Raw genomic sequence first — 16357 nt, 5'->3', positions numbered from 1 at the left:
GGACGGATCTCGACATGTCGACCACCACCACACGCGGGGTCGCCAAGAACCCCGCCTCGGCCAAGGTCTCCAAGGACCGGCCGCGGCGGGGCCTCACGGCGAACAGCACCTTCAACTTCTGGCTCTTCACCGGGCCGTTCCTGACCGGCCTGGTGATCTTCGTCTTCGTGCCCATCGGCTGGAGCATCTATCTCAGCTTCTTCGAGGCCCGCTTCACCGTCACACCGAGCGAGTTCGTCGGCTTCGACAACTACAAGCAGATCCTGACGGACGCCGACTTCAGGAACTCCCTCGTCACCTTCACCGTGTTCGCCGCGTTCATCGTGCCGGCCACCTGGGCCATGTCGCTGGGCCTCGCACTGCTGGTCAACCGGCTGCGGTTCATGCGGGCGTTCTTCCGGTCGGTGTTCTTCCTGCCGACCGCGGTCAGCTATGTCGCCGCCGCGCTGATCTGGAAGATGTCCATCTTCAACGGCGTCCGCTTCGGTCTGATGAACACGGTCATCGGCTGGTTCGGCATCGACAACGTCGCCTGGCTGGCGAACCCGGATCCGCCCTGGTACTGGCTGGTCATCGTGACCGTACGCCTGTGGCTCCAGTCGGGCTTCTACATGATCCTGTTCCTGGCCGCACTCCAGAACATCCCGCGGGAGCTGTACGAGGCCGCCGCCATCGACGGCGCCAAGTCGGGCTGGCAGACCTTCCGGTACATCACACTGCCCCAGCTGCGGGCCACGTCCACCGCGGTGATCCTGCTCCTGCTGATCGCCGCCTACCAGGCCTTCGACGAGTTCTTCAACCTGCTCCCCAAGGCCACCTGGGGCCAGCCCCCGCTGGTCGAGCTCTACAAGATGGCCCTCGGCGAGAACCAGAACTACGGCGCGGGCAGCGCGGGCGCGGTCGTCCTGACCCTCCTGATCTGCGTCGTCACGCTGTTCCAGGGCAAGATCATGGGCTTCGGAAGGGGTGAGGAGTCCAAGTGACCACCACTGCACCCGACCTCAGGAAGGTCACGAAGCCGGCGAAGGCCAAGACCAGGCGTGGCGGCGGCGTCATGGGCAACACCGGTCTGTACATCGCGACCGGCGTCGCCGCGCTCCTCTTCCTCGTCCCCTTCTACCTGATCGTCCGCAACGCGCTGATGACGGACCAGGAGATCACGGGCGAGGAGTGGAAGTGGTTCCCCACCTCCATCCAGTGGGGCAACATCACCGAGCCGTTCGACGACGTCACCGTCGACTTCGCCCAGTCCCTGTGGAACTCCGTGGTCGTCGCCGTCCTGCACACCACGGGCATCCTGCTGATCTGCTCGATGGCCGGCTACGGCCTGGCCCGTATCCCGTACAAGCACGCCAACAAGGTGTTCTACGCCGTCCTGGCGACCCTGATGGTTCCCACGGCCGTCACCTTCGTGCCCAGCTTCGTCCTCGTGTCGTCCCTCGGCTGGGTGGACAGTTACCGAGGTCTCATCATTCCGGGCCTGTTCAGTGGTTTCACGTGCTTCCTGTTCCGGCAGTACTTCCTCGGGTTCCCGAAAGAACTGGAGGAGGCGGCACGCGTGGACGGGCTCGGCTACTGGGGCGCCTACTGGCGCGTCGTCGTGCCGAACTCGCTGAACTTCTTCGCGGCGATCGCCACGATCACCTTCATCAACGGCTGGAACGCCTTCCTGTGGCCGCTGGTCATCGGCCAGGACCCGAGCGCGTGGACGGTCCAGGTCGCGCTCTCGTCGTACATGACGAACCAGACCGTCAACTACCACCTGATCTTCATGGCCACGGCCATTTCCATCCTGCCCCTGGTGTTCGTGTTCCTCTTCCTCCAGCGCTGGCTGGTGCAGGGGATCGCGCAGACCGGCATCAAGGGCTGAGCAAGGAGACCGATGTCTTTCCGCACCACCCCGTCCGCCGACTACGTGGAGGACGTCTCCCCGGGCCGCGGGGCCCTTCCGCCCCGCGCCTGGTACGCCTCCTCGGACGCGAAGTCCCTGTCCCTGAACGGCAGCTGGCGCTTCCGTCTGTCGGCCACCGCCGACGCCGAGGACGACTCCTTCGCCGCGCCGGGGTACGACGCCGAAAGCTGGGCCGAGGTCGCGGTCCCGGGCCACTGGGTCCTGCAGGGCGACGGCGCGTTCGGTTCGCCCATCTACACCAACCACCTCTACCCGTTCCCGGTGGACCCGCCGCACGTGCCCACCGAGAACCCGACCGGTGACCATCTGCGGGTCTTCGACCTGCCGGCGGACTGGCCGGCGGACGGCGGGGCGGTGATCCGCTTCGACGGCGTGGAGTCCTGCGCCCGTGTCTGGCTGAACGGCACGGACATCGGCGAGTTCAAGGGCTCCCGGCTGCCGCACGAGTTCGCGGTCGGGCAGCTGCTGAAGCCGACGGGCAACGTGCTCGCCGTCCGTGTGCACCAGTGGTCGGCGGGCTCGTACCTGGAGGACCAGGACCAGTGGTGGCTGCCCGGCATCTTCCGTGACGTCACCCTGCTGCACCGCCCGGCGGGCAGCGCGGGCGACTTCTTCGTGCACGCCTCCTACGACCACAGCACGGGCGAGGGCACCCTGCGCGTCGACTCCGACGTCGACGGGCGGGTGTCCGTGCCCGCCCTCGACATCGATGTCGCGACCGGCGAGCCGGTGACCGTCGCGGTCGAGCCGTGGTCAGCGGAGTCACCGAAGCTGTACGACGGCGAGCTGGTCACGGCCGGCGAGCGGGTGCCGCTGCGCATCGGTTTCCGTACCGTCGTCCTCGAAGACGGCCTGATCAAGGTCAACGGCAAGGCGGTCCTCTTCAAGGGCGTCAACCGGCACGAGTGGCACCCCGAGAAGGGCCGCGCGCTGGACCTGGAGACCATGCGCGAGGACGTGCTGCTGATGAAGCGGCACAACCTCAACGCGGTGCGCACCTCGCACTACCCGCCGCACCCGGCCTTCCTCGACCTGTGCGACGAGTACGGCCTGTGGGTCATCGACGAGTGCGACCTGGAGACCCACGGCTTCACCGAGCAGGCCTGGCGTGACAACCCCGTCGACGACGACCGCTGGACCCCGGCCCTGCTGGACCGCGCCGCCCGCATGGTCGAGCGCGACAAGAACCACCCGTCGATCGTCTTCTGGTCCCTCGGCAACGAGGCCGGCACCGGACGCGGGCTGACCGCGATGGCCGAGTGGATCCACGGCCGGGACGCCTCGCGGCTCGTGCACTACGAGGGCGACTGGGACTGCCGGGACACCGACGTGTACTCGCGGATGTACGCCTCCCACGAGGAGGTCGAGCGCATCGGGCAGAGCCTGGACGGCGGCACGCACAAGCGGCGCGGGCTGCCCTTCATCCAGTGCGAGTACGGGCACGCGATGGGCAACGGCCCGGGCGGCATCGCGGACTACCAGCAGATCTTCGAGCGGTACGAGCGGCTCCAGGGCGGCTTCATCTGGGAGTGGATCGACCACGGCATCAAGCACCCCGAGCTGGGCTACGCCTACGGCGGCGACTTCGGCGAGGAGCTGCACGACGGCAACTTCGTCTGCGACGGGCTGATCTTCCCGGACCGGACGCCGTCGCCGGGGCTCGTCGAGTACAAGAAGGTGATCGAGCCGGTCCGTATCGAGGCTGACGGCGCGGACGGCACGGTGCGGGTGACGAACGCGTACGACTTCGGCGATCTCTCGCACCTGGAGTACGAGTTCTTCTACTCGGTGGACGGCTTCCCCACGGGCGCTCACACGCTCGCGGTGCCGCAGCTCGCGCCGGGCGAGTCGGCGGAGGTCAAACTGCCGACGGCGGCACCGGACGGCCAGGGCGAGGAGGTCCTGTGGACGGTCCGCGCGCTGCTCGCCGCGGACACCCCCTGGGGGCCCAAGGGGCATGAGGTGGCGTGGGGCCAGGGCACCGTCGCTGCCCGCACACCCGTGTCCGTCACCGCCTCGCAGCGGCCCGCGCGCGGCGAGCACCTGATCACCCTCGGCCCGGGGACCTTCGACGCCCGCTCGGGCCGGCCGACGTCGATCTGCGGCGTCGATGTCACCGGACTGCGCCTCGACGTGTGGCGGGCGACGACGGACAACGACGAGGGCGCGTCCTGGCAGGACGACACCCGCTACGGCGTGCTGTGGCGCAAGCTCGGCCTGCACCGGATGCAGCACCGGCTGGACGCCGTGGAGCTGGGCGACGACGCGTTGACCGTCCGCACCCGGGTGGCACCCGCCGCCGCCGAGGTGGGCCTGCGCACGGAGTACCGCTGGACGTCCGACGGCACCCTGCTGAAGCTGACCGTGTCCGTGACGCCCGAGGGCGACTGGACGTTGCCGCTGCCGCGGCTCGGCATCCGCTTCGGGATCGCCGCCGACTCCGCGCGGGAGGTCCTGTACTTCGGCGGCAGTGGCGAGGCGTACCCGGACACCCGGGCCGCCTCCAGGCTCGGCCAGTGGATGCCGGACATCGAGCACATGCAGACCCCGTACGTCCGCCCGCAGGAGAACGGCGCCGCCGCCGACGTCCGCTGGGCGGAGCTCGGCGGGCTGCGGATCGAGGGCGTCCCGGAGTTCTGGTTCAGCGCCCGGCCCTGGACCAACGAACAGCTGGACGCCGCCCGGCACCTGACCGACCTCACGCCGGGCGACACCCTCTGGATCAACCTCGACCACGGCCAGCACGGCATCGGTTCGCAGTCGTGCGGCCCCGGCCCGCTACCGCAGTACTTCCTGAAGGCCGAGCCTGCGGAGTTCTCTTTCGTGTTCTCGAACCACGAGTGAGAAACATTCGCAAGGAACCTGTAAATCGATTGACCGATTGATCGACTTTCCGACAGCGTCGGAGAGCCACCAGCGGCCGGTCGGCAGAGATGCCGACCGGCCGCGACTTGCGTTCACCACAAGGGAGTTGATGTCGCTTGAATGGCAATATCGAGGTTCGCGGTCTGTCCCGAACCTTCCACACCACGACCCGCCGCCCCGGCTTCGCGGGAGCACTCCGCTCACTCGTCAACCCGGAGCGCGTCGCCAAGCACGCCGTCTGCGACGTGACCTTCTCCGTCGCCCCGGGCGAACTCCTCGCCCTGCTCGGCCCGAACGGCGCCGGGAAGTCCACCACCATCAAGATGCTGACCGGCATCCTCACCCCCACGTCCGGCGAGGCCCGGGTCGCGGGCGTGGTGCCGTACGAGGAGCGCGAGCGCAACGCCCGCAACATCGGCACGGTGTTCGGACAGCGCACCCAGCTGTGGTGGGACCTCCCGGTGCGCGAGTCGTTCGCGATCCTGCGCGACATCTACGAGGTCCCGAAGCCAGAACACACGGCGCGTCTGGCGGAGTTCGACGACCTCCTGGACCTCTCCTCCTTCTGGGACACCCGGGTCCGCCACCTCTCCCTCGGCCAGCGCGTCCGCTCCGATCTGGCCGCCGCCCTGCTGCACGACCCGCCGGTCGTCTTCCTCGACGAGCCGACCATCGGCATGGACGTGGTGGTGAAGGAGCAGGTGCGGGAGTTCCTGCGGCACCAGGTGGAGGAGCGCGGCCGTACGGTGCTGCTCACCACCCACGACATGACGGAGGTCGAGCGGCTCGCCGAGCGGGTCGTGCTGATCAACCACGGGCGGCTCGTCCTGGACGGCACCCTCGACGAGATCCGCCGCAGGTTCGGCTCGACCTGGCAGGTGCGGGTGACGCTCGCCGACCCGCACACCGAGGTCGGCGCGCTGCCGGGCATCGCGCTGCTGCGGCGCGAGGGCCCGCAGGCGGTCTTCGGGCCGGACGGTCCCGACGCGCCGACCGTGCACCAGGCGCTCAAGCAGGTCATCGAGCGGTACGAGGTGACGGACCTCGCCCTCGACGAAGCGGACCTGGAGGACGTGATGCGGGCCGCGTACGTGCAGGCCGGGCCGGCGCCGGAGGGTGCCTGAGATGGCCGCCGTACTGCACGGCTGGCGCGCCGCCCGCGTCACGCCGCTCGGCGAACTGCACACACCGCCCCGGATGACGGCCGTCCTGCTGCGGCTGACCGTCCAGGTGGTCCTGGTGGCGTCGCTGTGGCGCGGCCTGTACGCCCAGACGGGCACCACAGCCGGACTGAGCCGCGACCAGGCGGTCACCTACGCCGTCATGGCCGTACTCGCCTCCCGGCTACGGGAGTTGGACCAGTACGCCGGGCGGGACACGGTCCTTCAGCACATGCACTTCGGCACGATCGTCTACTGGTATCTGCGCCCGCTGCCGCCTCAGCGCTACTACGCCCTGCGCGCCCTCGGCGAGCAGCTGTACGGGCTGGCGTGGGCACTCGGCGGATACGCGGTGTGCCTCGCGGCCGGAGTCGTGGAACCCCCCGGGTCGGCCGCCGTGGCCGGGGTGTTCGTGCTGAGCATGCTGCTGGGCCAGTGGGTCCTGTACTACGTCATGCTCACCCTCGACCAGCTGTGCTTCTTCACCATCCGCAACAACTCCGCGATGCTGATCCTGATCTTCGCGCAGAACCTGCTGTCCGGGGTGTACGCGCCGCTGTGGTTCTTCCCGGACTGGTTCATCACGCTGAGCGGCTTCCTGCCGTTCCAGGCGACGCTGAGCGTGCCGTTGTCGATCTACGTCGGCCGCATCGAACTGTCCGACGCGGGCGCCCAGTTGGCGATCCAGGCCGCGTGGGTCATCGTGCTGGCGCTGTTCACCCGGTGGGTGTGGCGGCGGGCCGCGCGGCGCGTGATCTCGCAGGGAGGCTGAGATGTCGTTGAAGACCGCGAAGTCCCTGCGCATCGTGTGGCGCGTCTCGCTGCTCAACATCCGGGCCGCGATGGAGTACCGCACGGAGTTCCTGCTGAACATTGCGATCGGCGCGATCTGGCAGGTGTCGGTGATCGTGTTCGCGACGGTGCTGCTGGCGCGGTTCACCGGGATGGGCGGCTGGGACAGCTCGGACGTCCTGCTGATCCCGGCGATCCGGATGCTCGCGCACGGACTGTTCGTGCTCTTCCTGGGCCGGATGCACTTCATCGGCCGGCAGGTCCAGGAGGGCAGGATCGACGTCTATCTCCTGCGCCCCATGCCGGTGCACCGCCAGGTCCAGCTCGCCTACTTCCCGACCAACGCGATCGGCGACCTCACGGTCGCGGCCGGCCTGATGGTGGGCGCGCTCAGCCGCAGTCAGCTGGAGTGGACAGCGGGCCGGGTCTCGTACCTGATCGCCGCGGTCATCGGCGGGATGCTGCTGGAGGCGGCCCTGTTCACCGCGGTGGCCGGCGCCTGCCTGCGCTTCCCGGCCGCCGACTACTGGGGCCGCTGGCTGGAGGAACTGCTCGGCACGTTCGGCAGCTACCCGCTGAACGTCCTCCCCCGGGCGGTGGGCGGCTTCCTGACGTACGCCCTCCCGCTCGCCTTCGTCGCCTACCTCCCCACCGCCGTACTCACGGGCCACGACCACGACATCGGCGTCCCCTACTGGCTGGCGGCGGCCTCTCCGCTGCTCGGGGTCGCGCTGTATCTGGCGTCGCGGGTGGTGTGGCGGTGGGCGTTGCGGCATTACACGGGGGTGAACGGGTAACGGGTGCGGCGGCCCGGCAACCTCGGGGGCGTCGGCGGCAGCCTGGCGGACAAGTACTCGTGGGTGCCGGGGACCTTCAGCGGGTACGGGGCCGCCCTGCCGTACAACGAGGGCTACGGGGCGAAGCCCGCCTACACCGGGCTGTCGAACGGGCTCAATCCGGCTGCCTGAGTCAGTGGTCCGCGCAACACGGCGTCGGATCGGGCACCTCGAAGGGGACGAGGGTGCCGCCCACGGCGGGCATGGCGGTCAGGACGAGTTCGCCGGTCTGCCACTGCGGACGGACATGATCCCCCGTCACCAGCCTTGTCTCCGGCGACGGTCGGCCGGTCGCGCCCAGGACCGTGACGCGGTCGATCGCCGAGTGGGTGAGCACGTCGGCGATCGTCAGGGTGCCGGTCAGTGACGAGACGCCCGGGTAGATCACCGCCCGGCCCACCGTGTCCGGCGAGCCCGGGGACACCTCGTGACCCCGGGCGGTGAGCCGCTCCTGGGCGGTACGCAGGAGCGGCTCGGACGGGAGGGTGAGGGAGAGGGCCACGTGCGGGCGCTCTCCGCGCACCAGGTGGGTGCAGCCGAACGTGCCCTCGGGGAGGGCGAGTTCGGCCGCCAGGGTGTGGAGCAGGTGGTCGGCCGTGCGGAGGTCCCGGACCTCCGTGTCCACCGTCAGGACGTGCGGCGTCACGAGGGCAGGACCCACACCGGGTTGGAGTAGAACCACAGGTCTCGCCACGGGTCGGCGTCGCCTACGACGTCGATGGCCGGGCCTGCCGGGTCGACTGCGGCGCCCATCGGGCCGGGCGCGGTCCGGTTGCCGTCGGTGCCGCGCAGGCGGACGTAGACGGGATGGTCGACCTTGCCGAGGTCGTACGTGAGGCGGACCATGCCGGTCGACTTGTTCACCTCGTACGACTTGACCACCTTCGCCGTCGGCGCGGTGAACGTGTCCTTGTCGGCGACCGGGCCGGTCACATCGCCCTGGATGACGTCGACGCGGGCCAGCTTCGGCACGAAGCCCGCCCAGTTGGGGCCGCCGGCCAGCGCCACGTCCACCGTCAGCGTGACGTTCGTGCCCTTGCGGACGTGCAGGGCGCCGCCCAGCGTGGCCCACCGGCGGCCACCGGTGACGCGGACGTCGAGGCCGCCGATGAGCCGGCCGTGGTCCACCCAGACGCGGCCCGCGCGGATGCCGTCCATGACGGCGGCGTAGGAGAAGCCGTCGGCCCCGACGTGCGTACGGCTGTACTGGCCGGGCCAGTAGTCGCCCTGGGTGATGTCGATCTGGCCGCCGTACACCGGGTCGGGGTGGCGGCCGTCGGTGTTGAAATCGCCGCCGGTGCCGCGCACGGCCGTGTCGGCGTAGACCTGGTGGGAGTCGGAGTTGGCGGTGATCCACCACGGCTTGCCCTCGGCGAGGAGGCTGTCCCACAGGCCGCCGACGGTCGCGGTCATCCAGTCGAAGCCGCCCCAGGTCCGGTAGCTCTCCAGCGGGTAGCCGGCGAAGGAGTTGGCGCTGGGGTTGTTGTCGTAGATGCCGCGGGCACGGGCCATGCCGAGGGGCGCGGGCAGGCCTGCCGCCTGGTGGCCCGGGGCGCCCTCGAAGCCGACGGCGATCTGCCGCGTCGGGCTCGCGTCGCGCCAGCCGCGGATCTCGTGCGGGGAGTCGACACCGCGCCGCGCCGGGTGGTTGGCGAGCATCAGCGCGTCCTTGACCTTGCGGCGCTCCACCTGCCCGGCGAGGAAGTTCAGGCCGGCGACGGCGAGGGCCTCGTTGGCGGGCGTGGAGTCGGAGGCGCCCTTGACGCTGCCGTCGTAGTCGGTCTCGAACTGCTTGAGGACGGCGACCTCGTTCTTGCCGGCGTGCACGAAGACGGTGCCGTGCTCGGCGCCCGGGATGTTCCACTCCAGGCCCTGGAAGACGAGGGTGTCCTCGTAGGCGGCGCGGGCGGCCCGGATGTCCGGGTTGACCTTCTCGACGCCGATCCTGGCGTGGGTCGCGCTGCCGTGGTCGGTGATGACCAGCCAGTCCATGCCGTGCCTGGCACCCTGGCGGACCTGGTCGACGACGCGGTACTTGCCGTCGCTGCTGTACTGGGTGTGGATGTGGTGGTCACCGGCCAGCCACAGGAAGCCGTTCGTCCTGCGGCCGCCCGATGCGGGGGACGCGGGCGACGCGTCGGTCGGGGCGGCGGCGGCCGTGGTCGGTGCGACGACGCTGCCGGCGGCCAGCCCGGCGCCCAGCAGACCGGCCCGGCGCAGCAGCCCGCGGCGCGACTGCTGTTCGGGGGTCAGGGCCTCGTCGGGGACGGAGATGTCGAAGGCGGCGGGCAGGGCGTCGGACGACGCCGCCGGATCGTGCGAGCCGTGGTGCCCGTGTCCGTGTCCGTGGTGGTGATGACCGTGCGCGTGCCCGTGACCCATGAACGCCTCCCCATGCCGCTGCCTTCTTCGGCTGCCGTCCGCAGCCGCCTCCCCCTGCGCTTCTGCGCCGTCTGTGGAGGATCAAGGCGAAACGTGAACGTTGAACGAGCGGCGGGTGGCCGCCCGGTGCCCCGCACACGGCGGAACGCCACGCCCCTCACTGTTTCCCCAACCGCCCTTGTACGTCACCCTGGTTGACACCGAACCTGAGCACGGCTCACCTTCTGGCCGTTCCCCACCCCACCGGAGACACCCCCACCATGAGAAGACGACTGACAGCCACCCTCGCGGCAGCCGCACTGGCCCTCACCGGCCTCACCACCACCGCGGCCACGCCCGCGACGGCCGCCACCTCCGGCACCTTCAACGTCCTGACGTACAACGTCGCCGGCCTCCCCCTCGGCCTCGGCGACAGCGACCCCGAGACGAACACGCCGCTCATCGGGCAGCGTCTGGCCCCGTACGACATCGTGAACGTCCAGGAGGACTTCAACTACCACGCGTCGCTGTACGCCAACGACGCCCACCCGTACCGCACGGCGACCAGCGGCGGAGCGGCCATCGGCGACGGCCTCAACACCCTCTCGGACCAGCCCTTCGAGGACTTCCAGCGGGTGAAGTGGAACAACTGCACCGGCACGAACTGCCTGACCCCGAAGGGCTTCACGCTCGCCCGGGTACGCCTCGCCGAGGGCGTGTTCGTGGACCTGTACAACGTCCACACCAACGCCGACTCCGACGACGCCGCGCTCGCCGCCCGCCGCGCCAACGTCGAGCAGCTGTCGGACTTCATCCAGGCCAACTCGTCCGGCAACGCGGTGATCGTCATGGGCGACACCAACACCCGCTACACCCGCACCGGCGACAACATCCGCACGCTGGTCGCCGAGAACGGTCTGACGGACGCCTGGGTGCGACTGATCAAGGGCGGTACGCCCCCGGCGGCGGGCAGCGACGCGCTGCTGTGCGACTCGGCGGCCCCGACGAACGACTGCGAGGTCGTGGACAAGGTCCTGTACCGCGGCAGCGACCTGGTCTCCCTCAACGCCACTCGCTACAACAACGACTGGGCCAAGTTCCTCCGCGCGGACGGCAAGCACCTCTCCGACCACTTCCCGCACACGGTCGACTTCTCCTACACCGTCGACTCGTCCCTGCGGGCGAGCGACTTCTTCGGCGGCCCGCACGGCACCGCCTTCAACGACGCCGACGACCTGCCGGCCACCCCCGCCCCCCGCACCCTCACCCTGCGCGGCGCCTCCCGCCTGGACGCGGTCTCGCTGACCCACGACGGCGGCACCGCCCTCACCCACGGCGGCACGGGCGGCACGGCCGCTTCCCTGACCCTGGCATCCGGCGAACACCTCACCGCCGTAAAGCTGACCCAGGGTCAGAAGGACGGCCGCACACGGATCTTCTCGGCGTCGTTCACCACGGACAAGGGCCGGACGCTGTCCTCCGGAACGGCGACGTCGGACACGAAGACCTTCTCGGCGCCGTCCGGTTGGCAGATCGTCGGCTTCACGGGGCGGTCGGGCGACGAGATCGACAAGCTGGGGGTGCTGTACGCGCCGATCGGCTGACGGTGCGAGACTTCCCCGGTGACACCGGAGCCACAGGGACCGTACAACCGCAGGGTGCGCCTGGTCGTCGAGGTCCGTGACGACCAGGACGAACTGGAGCTGGCCACCGGTGTGTTGGCCGCCCAGGGGTGGGGTGTACGGCCCGCGCGCAACGGTGACTCGGTGACCGTCGACGACGGGTACGCCGCGCTCGTCGTCGAGATCCCCGTGCACGGCTCCCGCTGGACCGCTCGGCCGACGGCCGTCGAACGGCTCACGTCGCTCGCCGGGCGGCGCAAGCTCGACCTGTGGGTGCGCGAGAGCAAGCTCATCCCGCCCAAGCCGGCCGAGTGGCAGACCACTTACCACGTGCACCGCAAGGCGCCGCAGGACGCGGGCCCGGTCCTGCGGCGGCTGGCCGAGCACTGGATCGCCGTCGGCGGGCTGGACGTACGGCACACCCTGCACCTGCGCGGGGAGCACTCCGACGAGCAACGGGACCGCGCGCTCGCGGAGTTGGCGGCACGCAACATCGGCGGGCCGCCGTTCGACCCCGACACGCACGACATACGCCGGGCCATGGGACCCCGGACCGGGACCGGATCGGCCGCTCCGCATCGCGACGCGGGGTTGATCGCGGTGGTCTGCGCGACCGTGCTGGTCTGCGTCGCGAGCGGCGTCGTGCTCGGCGCCCTCGCCTCCCCGTGGCGGCTGGCCGCGGTGCTGGTCCCCGCCGCCATCTGCTGGCCGGTGGGCGCGTGGATGACCTCGAACGCACCGCCTCCGAAGCTCGTCCGGCTGGGCTGCGGCGTGATTCTGACGGGCGCCATGACGTTCGTCGGCTGGATGTGGGGGCGCTCCGCGGACACGGACCTGTCCGGGTTGCTGACCGGGCTGGGCATGGTCCTGGGCATCGGGCTGACGCTGTTCGGGCTGTGGTACGCACTGAGCGCCTCCTGGTTCAGCCGCAACGTGCAGTGGTTCCTGCCCGTGCTGGCCGCGCCGCTGCCGTTCGTCATGCCGTGGGTCGGGGCGTTCCTGCACGCCGTGTACCTGGAGGAGTTGTTCGGCGTTCCGGCCGGCGCGGTGCACGTGGGCTTCTACTGGCAGTACGCGGTGGCGTTCCGGCCGCTGGCCGTGGCCGTGGCGTTCGTCCTGGTGCTCGTGGCGCTGGCCGGCTGGGCGCGGCACTTCAATGTGCAGGCGCCCGTCAGCGGGTTCTTCCGGCTGATGCTGGTGCTCGCGGGGATCGTCGCGGTCCTGACGGTCGTGCAGATCTCGTTGGACGACCTGGACAAGGCGGCCGACCGGACGATGAACGCGGCCGCCGAGGGCCGGCGTCCCCCGGCCTACTTCGGCATCCGGCCCGAACTCGTCTGCGTCGAGCCCGTGGGCGACAAGACACCCGTCATCAACGGCCCCGTCCCGACCGGGCATCCGGTGCTCTCCTTCCAGGCGAGCGGCGACACCGTATGGCTCTGGGACCCGGCCCCCGCCCGCGGCGAGGACACCACCCGCCACGCCCTGCGCGTACGGGCGGAGGACGTGGCGCTGGTGCGGGCGGAGGGCAGGCGCTGCTGAGTACGGTCCGGTCCGCGCCGCCTGACAGACGCACAGCAGCAGCCGTTGGTCGAGCTGAAGCTGACCCGCATCAACTACGTGCAGCCGGGCTCCTGGGGGACGCTCCGGTGAGGCGCCGCAAGGACTCCCGGGCCGGCGGGCCCCAGCTGGGCTTGCCTCCGGGGCGGCCCCGGACACCCGCCTCTCCGATGAGCAGGCCGCTGAGAGCGCGCCCCACCGCCCAGCCGCGGGCGCGGCGCAGGGTCGCGGCGTCGGGGGTGGGCCGGTAGGCGGCGTGGAAACGGTCCTCGGCGCCCTCCGGCAGCAGGATCCAGGCGGCGGCGAGGTCGCAGGCGGGATCACCCGCGCACAGGTCGCCGAAGTCGATCACCCCGCCGATGGTGCCGTCCGCGGTGAGGACGTTGGCCGGATGCAGGTCGGCGTGGAGCCATACGGCCGGGCCCGTCCAGCGGGGCGCGGCGACGGCGTCCTCCCAGACCGCACGGACGGCGTCCGGGTCGGGGACCAGCCCCATCTCGACGGCCGAGGCGAGCTGCCTGGCGAACCCCTCGGTGTGGTCGGCCAGGGCCCCGCCGCGGTCACGGCCCGCGGGCGCCCCGTCCGGGGCGGGCCGGTGAAGAGCCGTCAGGAAGGCGGCCAGGGTGTCGGCCGCCTCGGCGCCGCGCGTGACGGGGTCGCGGTCGGCGGGCGAGCCCGGTACCCAGGTGGTGACGATCCAGGGCCGCGGAAACCGCTCGGATGGCTCGCCGAGGCGCTGCGGGACCGGGACCGGCAACGGCAGGCTCGGGGCGAGGCCGGGCAGCCATGCGTGCTCCTTGCGCAACAGCTCGTCGGCGCCCTGCGTCGCCCAGGGCAGCCGGACGGCGAGGTCGTCGCCGAGCCGCCACAACTGGTTGTCCCAGCCCCGCGCGCCGAGTCGGACGGGGCGTTCGGCGAGGTCGGGGTGCTGGTCGTGCAGCAGGTCCCGGATCAGCTCCTCGGTCATCTCGATCTCGGTGTGGGTCATGCGGGGCAACGGTAGTCGGCCGATCGACCAGCCGTGGGCCGTTCGGCCAGTCAACCCCTCGGCCCTTCCGTCAGTCCGCCTTGGAGGCGTTCCTCGCGGACCGCTGACCTACCTAGGATGTTCCCTAGAGCTTTTAGGCCACGTTCGTATCCGGAGGTCAGCCAACCCCATGGCCCGCGCAGGACTCACCGCCGACCGTCTCACCGCGGCCGCCGCCGAGCTCGCCGACGAGGTGGGGTTCGAGAACGTCAGCCTCTCCGCGCTGGCCCGGCACTTCGGGGTGAAGGACGCGAGCCTGTACTCGCACGTCAGGAATCTGCGGGACCTGCGGGCCCGGGTCGCCCTGCTGGCCGGTGGCGAGATGATCGACCGGATCGCCGCCGCCGTCGCCGGACGCGCCGGCAAGGACGCGCTCGCCGCCTTCGCGGACGCGTACCGGGAGTACGCCCTGCGGCACCCGGGCCGCTATGCGGCGACCCAGATCCGGGTCGACCAGGCCCTGGTCGCCGACTCCCCCGCGATGCGCCGCACCGCCGAGATCACCTACGGCATGCTCCGCGCCTACGACCTGGAGGAACCCGACCTCACCGACGCCGTCCGCCTGCTGCGCAGCACCTTCCACGGCTACTGCGCACTGGAGTCCGCCGGCGCCTTCGGCGCGCCACGGGACGTACGGGAGTCCTGGGACCGCGCGGTCGACGCCCTGCACGTGGCACTTGTGAACTGGCCGCGGAACGGGCGCGGCCGGTGACCGCCCCAGTTGTCACCCTGACCACTTAGACTGGAGGCTTCGCGGAGGTCACACGCCGCCGCCACGGGGGAGGGAGCGTGTCTTGTCCCAACAGCAGCTCGGACGCGGCCCCTTGAGGTCCCGTCAGCCCGGCCCCACCCCTCCCGCTCCCGACGAGGAACCCGCGGACGACTCACCCCCGGCGCGCTTCGTCGGCTGGCTCGGCGGTCTCGGCTGTCTGGCCGCCGGGTACGGCGTGTTCCAGTTCCTGTTCAGTGTGCTGCCCGGCTCCATCGAGGGTTCGGCAGCCCGGTATGTGATCGCCGGGATCAGCGGAGTCGGCACCTCCGTCGCGGCGTGGCTGGCGGCGGCGCTGCTGCGGGCCAGGACGGCAGCGGCGGCGGATCCCGCACGGGCCACCGCCGTGGGGACCGCCGCGATGGCGCCGGGGGCGCCCGGCCCGCTCCCGAAGGTCTTCGCCTCCGCCTACGAAACCCTCGTCGACCAGGTGTCCGTGGTCGACGACCCCGAGAGCGGGCGGCTCACCGGCTGGCCGCACTCCCTCGGCGAGGACTCGCCGTCCCGGCCCACCCCCGTCGGCACCGCGTACGGCCTGCACATCATGCTCGACCTGGGCGTGCCGGACGGGCGGCTGAGCACCGGCGACCTGGTGGACACGCTGTGGCGGCTGCGGCTGCCGGACGGTGGCTGGTCGGCGCGGTCGCAGGGGTCCGAGGCGCGTCCGGAGGTCACCGCTCTGGTGCTGGGCGCGCTGGCCCGGGCGGGCACGTCCGCCGAGCGGCTGGCGGCGGAGGTGGACCACTGCACGAGCGGCTTCACGCGCCAACTCGACCGCGCGGGAAGGGAGTCGACCCATGTGGTGACGACGGTGCTGCGCGGGCTGCTGCGCGCCGCGCCCCGCTCCGAGAGCCTGCCCGTGCTGCGCGAGGCCCTCGCGGACGGCGCGATCAGCGACCCGCGCCGCGAGCACCTGCGCTGCTGGGGCTACCGGCTGCAGCCGCCGTACGGCAGACCGTCCCCGCTGCACACCGCCCAGGCCGTCGTCGCCCTCGACCGGGCCGCCCGGGTCCTGGGCGAGGACGGCGACGCCCGCGCCGCCCGCGCCAGGACCGCCCGCGAGGACGGCGTCCGCTGGCTGCTGTCCTGCCCGGACGCACCGCACGACACCTGCCCCGACCTGGAGAACCTGCACGAGGAGGTACGCCGGCCCCGCACCGACGACCCCTCCCGCCACGAGGTGCTGAACGTACGGCACTTCACCGCGTCCTGGCTGGTCCGCGCCCTGCTCTCCCCCGGCGCCCTGGAGATCGCCCGCGGCGACGGGCTGGAGGACGAGTGGCGGGTACGGCTGGACGGGGCCCTCGCCGCGGTGTGGGCGGGGCAGGCGGACGGCACCTGGTACTGGGGGCTGGGCGCCGGCACCGAGCTGCGGCGGCCCATGTGGATGACCTATCAGGGGCTGTCGGCGCTGCGCGCGCATGCCGTATGGATGTATCAGCCGGGTGGCTGA

Annotated in this window: 14 protein-coding genes; 11 read left to right on the top strand and 3 right to left on the bottom strand. The window is 71.2% G+C overall.

Annotation, left to right across the window (positions count from 1 at the left end; all coding sequences use genetic code 11):
- The first annotated feature begins 14 nt into the window (after positions 1-14).
- The 7 genes from EJ357_RS36750 to EJ357_RS36720 all read left to right on the top strand — a co-directional run bounded on the left by EJ357_RS36750 (position 15) and on the right by EJ357_RS36720 (position 7697).
- Positions 15-983: a carbohydrate ABC transporter permease gene (locus EJ357_RS36750; RefSeq protein ID WP_126395980.1), complete on the top strand. Its 969-nt coding sequence runs from the start codon at positions 15-17 to the stop codon at positions 981-983.
- On the top strand, positions 980-1870 hold the full coding sequence (locus EJ357_RS36745) for a carbohydrate ABC transporter permease (RefSeq protein ID WP_126395979.1): 891 nt from the start codon (positions 980-982) through the stop codon (positions 1868-1870). Before EJ357_RS36750 ends, EJ357_RS36745 begins: the two co-directional genes overlap by 4 nt.
- Before the next feature lie 12 nt (positions 1871-1882).
- Positions 1883-4756 (top strand): glycoside hydrolase family 2 TIM barrel-domain containing protein, encoded by a 2874-nt coding sequence (locus tag EJ357_RS36740; protein ID WP_126395978.1) that lies wholly within the window; start codon positions 1883-1885, stop codon positions 4754-4756.
- Positions 4757-4893: 137 nt separating this feature from the next.
- Positions 4894-5901 (top strand): ABC transporter ATP-binding protein, encoded by a 1008-nt coding sequence (locus EJ357_RS36735; RefSeq protein WP_126395977.1) that lies wholly within the window; start codon positions 4894-4896, stop codon positions 5899-5901.
- Position 5902: 1 nt separating this feature from the next.
- Positions 5903-6709 (top strand): ABC-2 family transporter protein, encoded by an 807-nt coding sequence (locus EJ357_RS36730; RefSeq protein WP_126395976.1) that lies wholly within the window; start codon positions 5903-5905, stop codon positions 6707-6709.
- Between the two features lies 1 nt (position 6710).
- Entirely contained in the window at positions 6711-7526 is an 816-nt protein-coding gene (locus EJ357_RS36725; RefSeq protein WP_126395975.1) for an ABC transporter permease, read from the top strand.
- Between the two features lie 3 nt (positions 7527-7529).
- The gene (locus tag EJ357_RS36720) at positions 7530-7697 is read left to right on the top strand and encodes a hypothetical protein (RefSeq protein WP_323377649.1); all 168 of its coding nucleotides are present in this window, start codon (positions 7530-7532) and stop codon (positions 7695-7697) included.
- Position 7698: 1 nt separating this feature from the next.
- On the opposite strand, the gene EJ357_RS36715 is transcribed toward EJ357_RS36720, so the two are convergent.
- Together EJ357_RS36715 and EJ357_RS36710 are read right to left on the bottom strand one after the other, a co-directional pair.
- Positions 7699-8211, bottom strand: a complete 513-nt coding sequence (locus EJ357_RS36715) for a hypothetical protein (protein ID WP_126395974.1) — start codon at positions 8209-8211, stop codon at positions 7699-7701.
- Positions 8208-9947, bottom strand: a complete 1740-nt coding sequence (locus EJ357_RS36710; RefSeq protein ID WP_126395973.1) for a PHP domain-containing protein — start codon at positions 9945-9947, stop codon at positions 8208-8210. The genes EJ357_RS36715 and EJ357_RS36710 overlap by 4 nt, the downstream gene beginning before the upstream one ends.
- A gap of 260 nt (positions 9948-10207) precedes the next feature.
- Between EJ357_RS36710 and EJ357_RS36705 the strand changes: the two genes are divergently transcribed.
- Together EJ357_RS36705 and EJ357_RS36700 are read left to right on the top strand one after the other, a co-directional pair.
- A complete protein-coding gene (locus EJ357_RS36705) occupies positions 10208-11530 on the top strand; it encodes a jacalin-like lectin (protein WP_126395972.1) in 1323 nt (440 codons plus the stop codon).
- A gap of 18 nt (positions 11531-11548) precedes the next feature.
- Positions 11549-13090 carry a hypothetical protein gene (locus EJ357_RS36700; protein ID WP_126395971.1) on the top strand — a complete coding sequence of 514 codons (1542 nt, stop codon included), beginning with the start codon at positions 11549-11551 and terminating at the stop codon, positions 13088-13090.
- Between the two features lie 70 nt (positions 13091-13160).
- Here the strand turns inward: EJ357_RS36700 and EJ357_RS36695 are convergent, their stop codons facing one another.
- A complete protein-coding gene (locus EJ357_RS36695; protein WP_126395970.1) occupies positions 13161-14096 on the bottom strand; it encodes an aminoglycoside phosphotransferase family protein in 936 nt (311 codons plus the stop codon).
- A 169-nt stretch (positions 14097-14265) separates the two neighbouring features.
- On the opposite strand from EJ357_RS36695, the gene EJ357_RS36690 reads away from it, so the two are divergent.
- Positions 14266-14847: a TetR/AcrR family transcriptional regulator gene (locus tag EJ357_RS36690; RefSeq protein ID WP_126395969.1), complete on the top strand. Its 582-nt coding sequence runs from the start codon at positions 14266-14268 to the stop codon at positions 14845-14847.
- 82 nt (positions 14848-14929) lie between these two features.
- Complete coding sequence (locus tag EJ357_RS36685) at positions 14930-16357, top strand: prenyltransferase/squalene oxidase repeat-containing protein (protein WP_126395968.1); 1428 nt, start codon at positions 14930-14932, stop codon at positions 16355-16357.

This window comes from Streptomyces cyaneochromogenes (assembly GCF_003963535.1).
Taxonomy (GTDB): Bacteria; Actinomycetota; Actinomycetes; order Streptomycetales; family Streptomycetaceae; genus Streptomyces; species Streptomyces shaanxiensis.
The sequence above is the reverse complement of the archived record's forward strand: the minus strand, read 5'-3'. Positions and strand labels throughout refer to the sequence as shown.

Coding starts and splice junctions, on each gene's coding strand:
- EJ357_RS36710 (WP_126395973.1), bottom strand. CDS start 9,947: ATGGGTCACGGGCACGCGCACGGTCATCACCACCACGGACACGGACAC.
- EJ357_RS36730 (WP_126395976.1), top strand. CDS start 5,903: ATGGCCGCCGTACTGCACGGCTGGCGCGCCGCCCGCGTCACGCCGCTC.
- EJ357_RS36725 (WP_126395975.1), top strand. CDS start 6,711: ATGTCGTTGAAGACCGCGAAGTCCCTGCGCATCGTGTGGCGCGTCTCG.
- EJ357_RS36695 (WP_126395970.1), bottom strand. CDS start 14,096: ATGACCCACACCGAGATCGAGATGACCGAGGAGCTGATCCGGGACCTG.
- EJ357_RS36705 (WP_126395972.1), top strand. CDS start 10,208: ATGAGAAGACGACTGACAGCCACCCTCGCGGCAGCCGCACTGGCCCTC.
- EJ357_RS36750 (WP_126395980.1), top strand. CDS start 15: ATGTCGACCACCACCACACGCGGGGTCGCCAAGAACCCCGCCTCGGCC.
- EJ357_RS36690 (WP_126395969.1), top strand. CDS start 14,266: ATGGCCCGCGCAGGACTCACCGCCGACCGTCTCACCGCGGCCGCCGCC.
- EJ357_RS36740 (WP_126395978.1), top strand. CDS start 1,883: ATGTCTTTCCGCACCACCCCGTCCGCCGACTACGTGGAGGACGTCTCC.